11 protein-coding genes and 1 pseudogene are annotated in these 13,627 nt (G+C 46.4%); 9 read left to right on the plus strand and 3 right to left on the minus strand.

Annotation, left to right across the window (positions count from 1 at the left end; all coding sequences use genetic code 11):
• Positions 1-10: 10 nt before the first annotated feature.
• A pseudogene (locus ACR1UW_RS08410) lies at positions 11-229 on the minus strand (MerR family transcriptional regulator); the annotation flags it as partial.
• Between the two features lie 267 nt (positions 230-496).
• Here ACR1UW_RS08410 and ACR1UW_RS08415 point away from each other — a divergent pair.
• The 4 genes from ACR1UW_RS08415 to ACR1UW_RS08430 all read left to right on the plus strand — a co-directional run bounded on the left by ACR1UW_RS08415 (position 497) and on the right by ACR1UW_RS08430 (position 5,101).
• A complete protein-coding gene (locus ACR1UW_RS08415; protein ID WP_498932895.1) occupies positions 497-1,114 on the plus strand; it encodes an NYN domain-containing protein in 618 nt (205 codons plus the stop codon).
• Positions 1,115-1,528: 414 nt separating this feature from the next.
• Positions 1,529-2,665, plus strand: a complete 1,137-nt coding sequence (locus ACR1UW_RS08420) for an IS110-like element ISGka2 family transposase (protein WP_014195317.1) — start codon at positions 1,529-1,531, stop codon at positions 2,663-2,665.
• Between the two features lie 416 nt (positions 2,666-3,081).
• Positions 3,082-4,218, plus strand: coding sequence for an IS110-like element ISGka2 family transposase (locus ACR1UW_RS08425; RefSeq protein ID WP_014195317.1), 1,137 nt, complete (start codon positions 3,082-3,084; stop codon positions 4,216-4,218).
• Between the two features lie 127 nt (positions 4,219-4,345).
• Positions 4,346-5,101 (plus strand): Piwi domain-containing protein, encoded by a 756-nt coding sequence (locus ACR1UW_RS08430; RefSeq protein ID WP_498932897.1) that lies wholly within the window; start codon positions 4,346-4,348, stop codon positions 5,099-5,101.
• Between the two features lie 276 nt (positions 5,102-5,377).
• Here the strand turns inward: ACR1UW_RS08430 and ACR1UW_RS08435 are convergent, their stop codons facing one another.
• Positions 5,378-7,036: an IS1634 family transposase gene (locus ACR1UW_RS08435; protein ID WP_429903820.1), complete on the minus strand. Its 1,659-nt coding sequence runs from the start codon at positions 7,034-7,036 to the stop codon at positions 5,378-5,380.
• A gap of 115 nt (positions 7,037-7,151) precedes the next feature.
• Between ACR1UW_RS08435 and ACR1UW_RS08440 the strand changes: the two genes are divergently transcribed.
• The 5 genes from ACR1UW_RS08440 (at position 7,152) to ACR1UW_RS08460 (ending at position 11,452) form a co-directional block, all read left to right on the plus strand.
• Complete coding sequence (locus ACR1UW_RS08440; RefSeq protein ID WP_498932899.1) at positions 7,152-8,000, plus strand: Rpn family recombination-promoting nuclease/putative transposase; 849 nt, start codon at positions 7,152-7,154, stop codon at positions 7,998-8,000.
• Between the two features lie 285 nt (positions 8,001-8,285).
• On the plus strand, positions 8,286-8,804 hold the full coding sequence (locus tag ACR1UW_RS08445; protein ID WP_498935285.1) for a hypothetical protein: 519 nt from the start codon (positions 8,286-8,288) through the stop codon (positions 8,802-8,804).
• Between the two features lie 35 nt (positions 8,805-8,839).
• Positions 8,840-9,634 (plus strand): NERD domain-containing protein, encoded by a 795-nt coding sequence (locus ACR1UW_RS08450; protein WP_498932901.1) that lies wholly within the window; start codon positions 8,840-8,842, stop codon positions 9,632-9,634.
• A gap of 282 nt (positions 9,635-9,916) precedes the next feature.
• On the plus strand, positions 9,917-10,540 hold the full coding sequence (locus tag ACR1UW_RS08455; protein ID WP_237420175.1) for a hypothetical protein: 624 nt from the start codon (positions 9,917-9,919) through the stop codon (positions 10,538-10,540).
• Positions 10,541-10,699: 159 nt separating this feature from the next.
• Complete coding sequence (locus ACR1UW_RS08460) at positions 10,700-11,452, plus strand: hypothetical protein (RefSeq protein ID WP_498932904.1); 753 nt, start codon at positions 10,700-10,702, stop codon at positions 11,450-11,452.
• 43 nt (positions 11,453-11,495) lie between these two features.
• Here ACR1UW_RS08460 and ACR1UW_RS08465 read toward each other — a convergent pair whose 3' ends face one another.
• Positions 11,496-12,944 carry an IS66-like element ISBst12 family transposase gene (locus tag ACR1UW_RS08465; RefSeq protein WP_498932894.1) on the minus strand — a complete coding sequence of 483 codons (1,449 nt, stop codon included), beginning with the start codon at positions 12,942-12,944 and terminating at the stop codon, positions 11,496-11,498.
• Positions 12,945-13,627: the final 683 nt, after the last annotated feature.

The following is a 13,627-nucleotide window of genomic DNA, read 5'->3' on the forward strand; positions in this document are numbered from 1 at the left end:
TGAATAGTTACGGTTGGTGAATATATTGTCGAATCTCTTCCAAGCTAAGCCCAATAAACTTCAAACTCATAATTTTGTGCAATTGAAGAATGTCCTCTTCCGTATAGATTCGATGTCCTGATGACGGATCTTTCGTTGGCTGCAGCAGTCCAATTTCATCATAATACCGCAATGTCCGGATGGATACACCTGTCTTTTTGGCGATTTCGCCGATCGAATACGTCTCCATGACAGTTGTCCTCCTTCTTTCTTTTGCTAGTCTCTCCCTTATCATACCCCCTAACGCAACTGGAGGTTCAAGAGGGAATTGTTTAAAGGAAGGCGGATCGCTCCGCCTTTGTGCATGGATTGATGCACTGGAGATCATTTTGCACGATATAAAATACCTGAATCCGTGATAAAGACGCGTAACTTGATCAATGTCGGAATTTGACGAAAAAACGATGTAGGAAAATTCCTCCTTTTGTCGAAGTAAGTAGAGAGAAGGAGGAATGTTATGTGCAAGGTACATATTTTTTGGGATAATAGTAATATTCATATTGTTGGGCGCAACCATGTCATGAAGAAGTTTGAACCAGAGGAAGATCAAAAATTATTTAGAAGCTATTTTAAGAATCTATTTTTGTTGGCGCATAGGAATCGCCCGATTGGCAGTGCTTATGTTGTAGGAAGTATTCCCCCTCCAAATTCCAACTTGTGGGATCACGTTCGGCGGTTAGGCGTTACGCTAGAGTTACTTGAACGTTCAGCTTCAAATAAAGAAGTGGGGGTTGACCAAACACTTCAAGTCTCGATGTTTAGAGAAGCTGCAAAAAATAATGGACATGATCACACATTTGTTGTGTTGACAGGTGATGGAGCCGGGAAGAAGTTGGGTCAAGGATTCTTAAATGATTTGGAACTAATCAAGAATATGGGTTTTAATGTGGAAGTAATATCGTGGGAACATGGAACACATAAAGATCTAAAGGGATTTGCTGAAGACAATGGCTTATTTATTCCGCTTGAAGACTTTTATTACAATGTGACTTTTATAAAAGGAAAACGAAGAGCTGATGAAAGTCTCGATTTTAGCAAAATTACAAAATTAACTGTGGATGAGCAAAATCAATAACATGAATTTACATGAGGGTTGATTATACAAAATTAGACATACGCCTTCCATCAATTTGGGCATACTCAAACAAAGCAGCGGCCCTCCTCGATTTCCAGTCAAGAGGAGGCCGCTCAGAGAAAAAACTGCTTTTTGCAAAGAAAAGTTCCATGAGCAATTTTTGCTCTCCACCCGGGCATGAAAATCCCCCTTTTCTTCCCATAATGAAGAATAGGCGCAAACAGTTCAACAGGACGTTATGCTTAATGGTGGCTTAGACCCTGTACGGAAAAGTGTTTGAATCCACTGGGTGCACCACCCATTGTCCGCCCTTTCCCGATGCGGAGGAAAGGTGACGACGAACGGAAAACTGCCGCATTTCTCCCGTGGATTCGCTGTTTGCGCACTCGATCATCGAAAAGGAGGATTTTCATCATGGATGTCATCTATCCTCGCTGCGCAGGATTGGATGTTCATGCCGAAACCATCGTCGCCTGCGCGCTATGGGAAGAAGATGGACACATTCAAAAGGACATTCAAACCTTCTCCACGTTCTCGAAGGGACTTGGTGACCTGCTCGAGTGGCTCGAAGAACATGGCGTTACCCATGTCGCCATGGAATCCACCGGCGTGTATTGGAAACCGGTCTTCGCCTTCCTCGAGGGCTATGTCGACTTGACACTGGCCAATCCGCAGCGGATCAAAAATGTCCCGGGAAGAAAAACCGATGTCTCTGACGCCGAGTGGATCGCCAAGCTGCTCCGCCATGGACTCGTTGAAAAAAGTTTCGTCCCCCCAGCGGATATTCGCGAATTGCGGGATTTTACCCGCCTCCGCAAAAAGTGGGTCGGACAGCTGACTTCGGAGAAAAACCGGATTCAAAAAGTGCTCGAGTCTTCCAATGTCAAACTCGGCTCGGTCCTCTCCGATCTCTTCGGCGTTTCCGGAAAAGACATCCTCGCCCGGCTGCTGGAGAAGGGATACGTGGACAAGGACGAGTTGGATCAATGCCTGCGCGGAAGGCTCAAAAAGAAAAAGCAAGCGGTGTACGATTCGCTGCTCGGCACCTTGACCGAACACGAGCTCCGTCTCCTTCGCCTCTTGTGGAAACACGTTGAGGAATTGGAGCAGTTAATCGAAGAAGTCGACCAACACATCGACCGCCTGCTCGAGCCGTATCGCGAGGAAGTGAACCTGCTGATGACCATGCCCGGAGTGAAAAAACAAACCGCCGCCGTCATCATCGCCGAGATGGGAACCGACATGAGCGTCTTTGAAACGCCGGAACGGGCGGCTTCATGGACTGGATTGTCCCCCGGCAACCATGAAAGCGCCGGAAAGCGAAAGAGCACGCGCACGACAAAAGGCAATCCCCATCTCCGATCGGCGTTATGCGAGGCGGCATGGTCAGCAGCTCGATCCAAGACGCATCCCTTGTCCCGAAAGTTTTGGTCGTTGGCGGCCCGGTGCGGGAAGAAAAAAGCCCTCATCGCCATTGCTCGGCGGATGTTGGTGATCATCTTTTGCATGATCTCCCGCAAAGAGCCGTTCCGCCAACCACAACTTATTTAGTCTAGCCAAAAGGCAGACAGGTTATACGAGATGCCTAAAATCGGGCACCTCTGCTTTCCTATTGCCTTTTTTGGCCATTTTCAGTATACCCTCACGGATCAGGAGCGTATACCGCACTCACCAAGTGGTGGGGATTTTCACGGAAAGTTCCATGAGCAATTTTTGCTCTCCACCCGGGCATGAAAATCCCCCTTTTCTTCCCATAATGAAGAATAGGCGCAAACAGTTCAACAGGACGTTATGCTTAATGGTGGCTTAGACCCTGTACGGAAAAGTGTTTGAATCCACTGGGTGCACCACCCATTGTCCGCCCTTTCCCGATGCGGAGGAAAGGTGACGACGAACGGAAAACTGCCGCATTTCTCCCGTGGATTCGCTGTTTGCGCACTCGATCATCGAAAAGGAGGATTTTCATCATGGATGTCATCTATCCTCGCTGCGCAGGATTGGATGTTCATGCCGAAACCATCGTCGCCTGCGCGCTATGGGAAGAAGATGGACACATTCAAAAGGACATTCAAACCTTCTCCACGTTCTCGAAGGGACTTGGTGACCTGCTCGAGTGGCTCGAAGAACATGGCGTTACCCATGTCGCCATGGAATCCACCGGCGTGTATTGGAAACCGGTCTTCGCCTTCCTCGAGGGCTATGTCGACTTGACACTGGCCAATCCGCAGCGGATCAAAAATGTCCCGGGAAGAAAAACCGATGTCTCTGACGCCGAGTGGATCGCCAAGCTGCTCCGCCATGGACTCGTTGAAAAAAGTTTCGTCCCCCCAGCGGATATTCGCGAATTGCGGGATTTTACCCGCCTCCGCAAAAAGTGGGTCGGACAGCTGACTTCGGAGAAAAACCGGATTCAAAAAGTGCTCGAGTCTTCCAATGTCAAACTCGGCTCGGTCCTCTCCGATCTCTTCGGCGTTTCCGGAAAAGACATCCTCGCCCGGCTGCTGGAGAAGGGATACGTGGACAAGGACGAGTTGGATCAATGCCTGCGCGGAAGGCTCAAAAAGAAAAAGCAAGCGGTGTACGATTCGCTGCTCGGCACCTTGACCGAACACGAGCTCCGTCTCCTTCGCCTCTTGTGGAAACACGTTGAGGAATTGGAGCAGTTAATCGAAGAAGTCGACCAACACATCGACCGCCTGCTCGAGCCGTATCGCGAGGAAGTGAACCTGCTGATGACCATGCCCGGAGTGAAAAAACAAACCGCCGCCGTCATCATCGCCGAGATGGGAACCGACATGAGCGTCTTTGAAACGCCGGAACGGGCGGCTTCATGGACTGGATTGTCCCCCGGCAACCATGAAAGCGCCGGAAAGCGAAAGAGCACGCGCACGACAAAAGGCAATCCCCATCTCCGATCGGCGTTATGCGAGGCGGCATGGTCAGCAGCTCGATCCAAGACGCATCCCTTGTCCCGAAAGTTTTGGTCGTTGGCGGCCCGGTGCGGGAAGAAAAAAGCCCTCATCGCCATTGCTCGGCGGATGTTGGTGATCATCTTTTGCATGATCTCCCGCAAAGAGCCGTTCCGCCAACCACAACTTATTTAGTCTAGCCAAAAGGCAGACAGGTTATACGAGATGCCTAAAATCGGGCACCTCTGCTTTCCTATTGCCTTTTTTGGCCATTTTCAGTATACCCTCACGGATCAGGAGCGTATACCGCACTCACCAAGTGGTGGGGATTTTCACGGAAAATAATATCTTTCACTACTATAATATTTTGCTGGGTATTTATGCCAAGGCAGGAGTTCAGCCTTGGATCTTGGCCAGCCCGATGTATTCAGATTGCTTCATTGGCTTGGATGTCAGCCATGAACACGGAAAGCATGCCTCTGGGATCATTCAGGTGATTGGACGCGATGGGAAAATCATTAAACAAAAATCAGTGGCTACAGCGGAAGCGGGGGAAACCATCGCCAATTCTACAATGGAAGAGATTGTGAATGAAAGCATATACAGCTACGAACAAATATATGGAGCGAAGCCGCGGCATATTACTTTTCACCGCGATGGTATTTGTCGGGAGGATCTAGATTTTTTGCAAGCTTATTTGCGGTCTTTTCAAATTCCTTTTGATTTTGTAGAAATCATAAAAAAACCGCGAAGAAGAATGGCTATTTATTCATATAAAAAATGGGTGACAAAGCAAGGAATATACTATTCAAAAGGAAACACGGCGTATTTATGTGCGACAGATCCGAGAGAGTCTGTAGGCATGGCTCAACTTGTAAAAATTGTGCAAAAAACGAATGGTCTGTCTGTTCATGAGATTGTTTCTGATGTATATAAGCTATCGTTTATGCATATTCATTCCATGCTGAAGACACGCTTGCCGATTACGATCCATTACTCCGATTTGAGCTCTACTTTCCATAACCGCGGGCTGATTCATCCGCGTTCGCAGCATGAACGGGCATTGCCGTTTGTGTGATATGAAAGGGTTGCTTGTCCGCCACTCTCTAAGGGTTGCTGGGATTTGTAGAAGCAGAGAGTCATTGCTTGGCTCTCTGTTTTTGTTTTATCCCATGCAGGAATTTCGCACATGTTGTCGAATAACATATGTGAATTTTCACATGTGACTCACATTTCGCACCCTAACAAGGTCAAAACAAAGGATTTTTTATTTAGTTTTTCAGAATAACTTTTTGACCAACACGACGAGCGATGGCAATCCTTTTTTTACCATCGCTGGTCGTTCCGTATGACGTTACACGTAAATGCTCTCATCCAGCCCCAACCCCTGCAGAATCCTTCGTTGTTCAGGGGTGAGGGAGCGATCCAGTGAGCGTTGGATGCGTCCATCCGGCAGCTCCAGGAGGACGACGTTCACATATTGAAACAGCTGGAAAATCGCCTGCCCCGTCGGTCGGGTCAGCTTGCGGCCTCCGGCGCCCTTTAATGGGTGTTCGGGTGTGATGAACTGGCGCACTCGGCGCTGAAAAACGCGGTAAATCGCCAAGGCCAACAGAAACAAATAGCCTAATACTGCGACCCGTTCTGGTTTTTTGACGTAAATCTCATCCGTGAAAAACGGATCTTTCAAAAAAGCGAAGTTCATTTCCACCGAGATCTGCCCTTTATACAGCTTCAAGATCTCTTGGGCATCCATGGGTTGGCCCTTCCATTCCTTCGGAACGGTCGTGACAAGGACAAACCGGGACGCTTTCCGTCTTGCCTGTTCCCACGCGTCTTGGTCGAATTCGACGTCAAGGTGCAAGAAATACAGCGTCTCCACCTCGGGTTCCGCCCCTTTTTTCGGCCGTCCGCGCCGTTTTTTCAGGCGTACGGTCTCTTCGACCGCGGCCTCAACCCGATGAAACCGGGGGCGAAGGGACGCCTTGAGGGACGCCAAGGCTTGTTCGGCATCTTCCCGGCAGGAGAAGGGGTGACGCTCCCAACGGGCTTGTTCCTCGCGAAGAAGCTCCGCTTCTTTGGTTCGTTCTTTTTCAAGCGTCTTTCCTTTTCGCTGGTCGAGCGCACTCGATTCGACGACGATCAGCCGAACGGGGTGGCCTTCATAGGTGGAGGATGTTTCCCATACCCGATACGTGGCGCCGTTTCTCTCCGCCAGGGTAAAGGGTTCGCTCCACGGGATGTGAGGCGAATCGGCCTCCGCTAATGCCCGTTTCACGATCCGAAGCGACGAAGGGCCTCGGGTGATCAAAAAGGCGTTGGCCGCTTTGGTTTGCGCCAGAGTGTCTTTTGTCATCGCGGCGGAATCGGCCACGTAAATCCATTCGTCTTCCATCTTGGCTTGTTTGAGCTGTTCGTGGACACGGGACAGCACCTCCGGATTCCACGTTTTGTCAGGCAGGTTGCCGTCGTGCACATCGCCGTAAAACGGGATGCCGTCCTCGTTGCCGACCAGTCCGAAACCGATCTGTTTTTGCCAACGATGATGGCGGTTATAGCCATGTGTGATCTGCAAAGCCTCTAATGAGGCCGATTCATACGCGCCGTAAACGGTCTTGTCCGTCGTATCGGCGTGGAAGGCTCGGAGGGAAAGGCCTTCTTTGCGATAAATATGAATCAAGCAAGTGCTGATGACGTTGTGAATGCCAGCCTCATACAGGCGATCGAGATGACGGGCCAACGCATCGTCGTTCAACCAGGAAGGATGGAGATCGGGACGGATGAGTTTCTCACAATCGACCTCCTGAGCCCAATGTTCCAAGTGAACAAGGGCTTGCCGGCCGTCAAACAGATTGTAGATGATGGCCTGAACGGCATCGCTGACTCGAGTCTGGCACTGTGGATCAACGGGAACGAGATGGTCAATCAATTGGGGCAGGCCCAGTTTCTTGAATAGGGCACTTATTATATTCAAATAATCATTACGATAGACCTTTTTGACTTGAACGTTCATGAGAGAAAAACTCCTTCACTTTCCTTGTGTGTCAAGGATTCATTCGACATCGGAACGAAAAAATCCTCCCGATTTTCGTCGAGAGGGTGCGAAATGTGAGATGTGAGGTGAATGTATGGCTGTTGACCATGACCGCTTGTTCAAAGAGTTGATCCAAGCATTTTTTGAAGAGTTTATCCTTCTCTTTTTCCCCGAAATGTACGAGTATATTGATTTTCAGCATTTGTCCTTTTTATCCGAAGAACTGTTCACCGATGTAACGGCAGGGGAGAAGTATCGCGTCGATTTGTTAGTCGAAACGAAATTAAAAGGGGAAGACGGGCTGATCATCGTCCATATTGAAAATCAAAGCTACGTGCAGCCGTCGTTTCCGGAACGGATGTTCATTTACTTCAGCCGCTTGTTTGAGAAATACCGCACGAATGTCGTTCCGATTGCCGTTTTCAGCTACGATGCCATCCGCGACGAACCCTCTTCGTTTACGCTTCAACTTCCTTTTGGCAACATCCTTCACTTCCGCTTTTTCACCATCGAACTACGCAAACAAAATTGGCGCAACTACATTCGCATTGACAACCCGATCGCCGCTGCGCTGTTAAGCAAAATGGGTTATACTGAAAGTGAACGAATCGAATTGAAAAAACAGTTTTTACGCATGTTAGTTCGTTTAGAGCTGGATGAAGCAAAGCAGAGGCTGTTAATGGGTTTTTTTGAAACATATGTGAAATTGTCGGATGAAGAAGAACAACGATTGCGAAACGAGGTGAATCAAATGAAAACGAAAGAAAAAGAGCAAGTGTTGGAATTGTTGATTTCGTATGAACAAAAGGGAAAACGTGAAGGAGCTAAGCAAAAAGAGCGAGAAATGATGCGAAAAATGATTGCAAAAGGAATGAGCATTGCCGATATTGCACATATATTTGACCTAACGGAAGAAGAAGTTCATAAAAGGGTTAACGATTGACCACGACCGCTTATTTAAATAAAGAGCTGGCCACAGCGTTTTTTCATGGCTTCACCGGATATGTATTGGCCTGGCACCTGTTGTTACCCGCTAAAGGAGAAAGTTGCCCTAAGGATGATGGGGGCAGCTTTTTTTGTTATGGCCGCTCGAATTTTCGGTGCGTATGTTGGTTGGGAATTAGGAATTTATAGACGATTTGACAATGTTCGACAGCATTTTTCTGCAGCGATTGGTACAATCGAATTGACTGAGATTTTTGTTGTAGGAACGAAGGAGGGGATCACCATGGCAACGATTTGCAAAGCCGATTACTATTACGGGGCGTTGCTTTCTGCGCTGGTTAATGGGGGGCTGGCGCCTGCACTGTTTGAAAAAGAAAACGATAACCGGCAAATATACGAAGTCACGACGAATAAAGCGAGTTATATCATTTATACGAAGTACAATACCACTCCATCAGGTTCCAAGGATTTCACTTGGTCTTTTTCGTTTAGCGACAATGAGATCGAAGAAATTACTAAGATTCATCAGGAAAACAACAAGGAAAAAGAATTGATCTTTGCCTTTATTTGCAGCCAGAAGCAATTAAGCGACTACAATCAAGTCATTGCCATCGTCTACTGGGACGAATTTCTCGAATGCGTGGATATCGAAAAAGAACAAGTTCGCGGAACGGCGCGGCTGGCCGTGAAAGCAGTCAAAGGCTCCCCATGGCTGCGCATTTACGGCAGCAAGCGCGCTGATATGTTGGACGGGAAAGATAACACGATCAAAATTGAACGAAATCGCCTAGGTAATCTGTAAAGTGGTATGGGGGATGTGAAAAGGGAGGGGGGCAGATGAACGTGAATCTTTTCTATACACTGCTTCTTTTATGTTTGCTTGCCTTATTGGCAAGATGGATCAAGTCAAAAGAAGCGGAATGGATTGGATCGTATGGAGAATATAAAGTCCGTAAAGCAATTAAAAATATAGAAGCAACATCATCCGGAAAATACAAAGCTTTTCATAACCTGTATATTCCTAGACAGGATGGCTCCACTTCACAAATTGATCATGTTATCCTTTCCGATCAAGGACTGTTTGTCATCGAAACGAAAAATTACAGCGGCTGGATTTTCGGAGATGAAACGTCAAAATATTGGACGCAAGTCATTTATAAACGAAAAGAAAAATTTCTTAATCCTATTTTGCAGAACAAAGGGCATATCAAGGCGTTAAGAGACTGGCTTGGGGAGGAGTTTGCGCATATTCCGATTCACTCGGTTGTCGTGTTTTTGCCGCGGGCAAAGTTTAAATCAAATGCTCATTTTGCCCATGCTTATGTGGTTTATCCGAAACAATTGAAACAAGTGCTCGAGCAACATCAAACAAAAGTGATCGATAGGGAAACAAAGGAACGTTTAGCTCAAAAATTAGAAACAGTGCTTGCCAAAGATAAGACACAAGAAAAAGAAATGAAAAAGCGGCACGTGCAAACGATTCGAACGAAGCAAAAGCAGACGGAACAACATATACAGCAAAACCGTTGTCCAAAATGTGGCGGTGTTCTAATCGTTCGGAAAGGGAAATACGGAACATTTAAAGGTTGCAATAATTATCCGAAATGCAAGTTTACGCAGTCGATTGGCTGAACTTGCAACACGGCCGTTTGGGCAGCAACTATATATAGATGCAACGAAGAAGTTTAACATATCCTTGACGGAAAAGCGGTTTGTCCATTTTCGACTGTCGAAGGCAAGCCATAGGCTTGCCCCGTCACGCCAAGGCGTGACGGAAGACCGAACAACCACCTGCTTCACAGACCCATATATGGGTCTGTGAAGCGGCGTTGTTCGGTCGCCTGACAGTCGATAAAAGCTGCAAATGGTAAATCTTCAAATTGCATCTATATAGATAAGGGAAGGAGGAAAATGATGTTTTCTATTCACGAGGAATTGGAACGCCTATCGCAAAAGTATCGATTTTTTGCTTCAAAAGAAGCGTTTAAACAGTCATTAAAATTTCAGCTTCAAGAAAAATTCCGCGTCGAGGAGAACAAACGCTTTCATGATTATCTGATCGATTTGTGGGTGGAAGAACCGGAAAGTGGGCGCCAATACGCGATTTGTTTAATGAACAAGCTCGCTCGGGTCACGATAAAGCAAAACGGGCAAACGATTGAATTGAAGCACCACGGTGCTCAGGATCAGGGTCGTTATGATTTTTTGGCGCAAGTGGAAAAGTTAGAACGAATAACAATGGGGAGAAGGAATGTATACGGGATCGTTGTGCTGCTAACGAATGACCATTTGTATTGGACCGAGCCGATGCGACCAAATACGGTGGACTGCGAGTTTCGCATTCATGAAAACCGGATCATCACCGGGGAGTTAAAATGGCAGGAACGTGCATCAGCAGGGACGAAAAAAAACCGTGATGCGCCGATCTTTATTAAAGGGAGATATCAATTGAAATGGCATCATTATTCTACTATCAACCAAGATAAACATGGCGAGTTCCGATATGTAGCCGTTCATGTTGAGGACGTATATAGTTGAGAGAAATAGTTTTAGTGTCTGTTGTCACCTATCGAAGAAAAGCTGTGTCAGGAACGAAAACGTCTCGGGCAAGACTTGATTAACCCGGATTTATCTGTTGTGATGAAGAAGTGTTATGAGAAGCAATTAAAAAATTAGAGTGCGACAGGAGAAGCTTCGTTGCACGCGGATCCTGTCACTTGTCGAATGTATGGGCACAGACAGGGGGGAGAAAGTTTGTTAGCGGAAATACATGGAAAAATATCATCAGACGGTTCGAATTTAAGCGAGCGGCTTGAGGATCAGTTGACAGCAAACGTATTTGGCACGTTGCGTTATCTCCCTTTTCACAAAGGGATTCAGCCGATTTTCAGCAAGGCCGTATTTTTTTCTCAAACTGATCAAACGGTGTTCATAAACGGTTTGGCGGCGCAAAAAGACGAATTTATAGGGGATAAAGTTAATTTTTGGGTCAAGGGGGAAAGAAGTGAAATCGATGTTTTGCTGGAATTGGATCATTTGACCATAGGAATCGAAGTGAAATATCATAGCCCTTTATCATCAGATGATCAATTGGAGCGAGAAGCGAGTGATTTACTAAAGGGTAAAGGGCAGACGCCAAAGTTTTTGCTCTTATTAGGAACGGAACCAGAAGTGAATATGATGGCTAAAAAGGTGATGGAAGACAGAAAACTGCCAAGCGGTGTTCATTTCGGATATTTATCGTGGCAAGAAGTGTTCCATCAATTGGTGTACGTGCAAAAAAATGAAACATTGAATGAGTTTGAAAGGTTAATGCTGAAAGATTTGACTGCTTTATTGAGAAAAAAGGGATTTGATCGTTTTCAAAACTTTCAAAGCCTTGCTTGTCCTTTAGTTGACCACTGCTCCTACTTTCATTTTGTAACTATTCACCCCAGTGCTAGTGTATAAAAAAGCCCAGCACAAATAGGGCATTTCGGTCATAGAAAATGCCCTAGGTAGCGGAAAGAACTCGATCGATCGTTTCGCCTGCCAACAGAAGACATAACGAATCCCACACGTTTTTTTCGTGTTTCGTCAGTGTGGAAACGATGCTTCTTGCGATGCAAAACGACTGCGCGAATGTTTCTTCGCGAAACGTACCCGAAATGTTCTCTTTGACTTTGACCATGCGAAGATCGCGTTCGGCTTGGTTGTTGTCAAAGGGAACATGTACTTCACGTAAGAAACGCAGCGCTTCTTCCTTTCGTTTTTGAAGGCGTCGAACAAAAGCGAGTGCTTTTTTCGGAAGAGGCGTCATCGTTTCTAATCGGTGTTGTGCTCTTTCTAGGATGCGATCATACACTCGTTCCCACCGTCTCGCTTCTTCTTCGGAAAGTGCACCGTGATGGGCTTCGACGGCTTGCTTGGCGGCTAACAGAAACGTGGTCATGCGCATCGCCCACGTATGCCCTTGTTCGATGAATCCTTTTAACTCACGCAAATGATGGGCGTGACAAAGGGCATGGGTGGCATGTGTGTATTTCGGATATGTACCGAACGCATCGTGCATCATCGTCCCTTCATATCGGGGAAGAATCCCGATATCATCGGTCGCTTTTTTTCCACGAGAAGCGTGAGGAGCCAAGTATGTATATCTCGATGTACACGCGACATGCACCCATGCGAGTTTCCCATTGATGCGCAAACTCGTTTCATCGACATGCAGGATGTTGGATTCAAGTAAGGCGTCTTCGATGATGTCCATATTTGATTCCAGCGCTTCGCGTCCTCGTTTCACCATATTGGCAAGGGTTCCTGTACTAATCGAGTGTTGATATAACGCTTCGATTGTATCACTTAAACGCTTGTACGGGATCAATTGGATATGATGTAAATAAACAACGAGCGCCGTGAGCCGTGGACCGTATTGCACATGATTCGTGACATGGGATGGGAATTCGGCTTGTTGCACGCATCGACAATGTGGACACGATTTCACTTCACGTTCATGTTGTGTCACCTCGATCGCCACACGAGGGACATCAAACACTTGACGGATATCGACTTTGAACGGTTTGACTTCACACAAAGAAGCTCCACATCCTTGACACGTATGCACACGGTGGACGACACGATGATGTGGATGTTCCACTTGACGGAGCGTCTTCCCCTCATGTCCCTCTTGCCCACCAGGCTTTTTGCCAGACGGCTCGCGGGAGGAACGCTTTTTCTCAAAACGGTCAGAAGATGGGGGCAAATGGCTATTGGAGCTGTTTTTTTTCGTGCGTGCTTCCAGCTCTTGAACACGGTACTTCAGTTGTTCATTTTCTTTGCGTAGTTGTTTGTTTTCGTGACGCAAATGTTCATTTTCTTGAATGAGTTGATGAATGAGCTGTTTTTGTTGTTGAACTTTGCCGATTAAGCTCTCAACTGTAAATACAGCTTGTTGTACCGTCAACATGCGATTCACCTCCTTGTCTATCAGTATTCACATCATAGACAAGGAAAGAAGAAAATATTCAGCTCACTTTATGATGTGGCTGAATAGTTACTTCATTTTTATACAGATGAACAATTTTTTCATTTAAGTGCCAATCGTATTGAAAAGGAGTGGTATTATGAATTCCGTTAGTATACGAGAAAACATAAAAAACGCTTTTGAGGTTGTGCGAAAAACGTACGAGAGTGTCGATAAACTGTTGGCGGAATTGGACCGTCAATCGGTTGAATGTGGATTTGTTCCGGTGATCCCACAATTTTTACGTCAGAAATTTGACCGCGAGTATCAAGGCTGGTTCATTCAATCTTTTATCAAGCTATATCAGAGAGATTCCGCTCCTCCTTGCCAGTCGGGGAATGGGTTGAAAAACGCCCCAATGTATGCGGTTGAAATCTCATTTGAAGAAGAACCACGGATGACGTTATGCAAATACGTATATTCAACCCTTGAATGTAAATTAGCACATTATTTCAGAATCACTTTTTCAAATTATTTCAGATGGATTCTGAAATAATGTGCAAAATTTTTGCGGATTGTTCCGGATTTTGCACATTCTTTCGGAACGTTTGCACGCTCTTTCAGATGAAGATTTCCAGCGCGCCTGATGGACCGATGGAAAAGAAAAAGCACAAAAGAGGCCGATT

This window comes from Geobacillus lituanicus (genome assembly GCF_050994965.1).
In the GTDB taxonomy this organism is placed as follows: domain Bacteria; phylum Bacillota; class Bacilli; order Bacillales; family Anoxybacillaceae; genus Geobacillus; species Geobacillus stearothermophilus.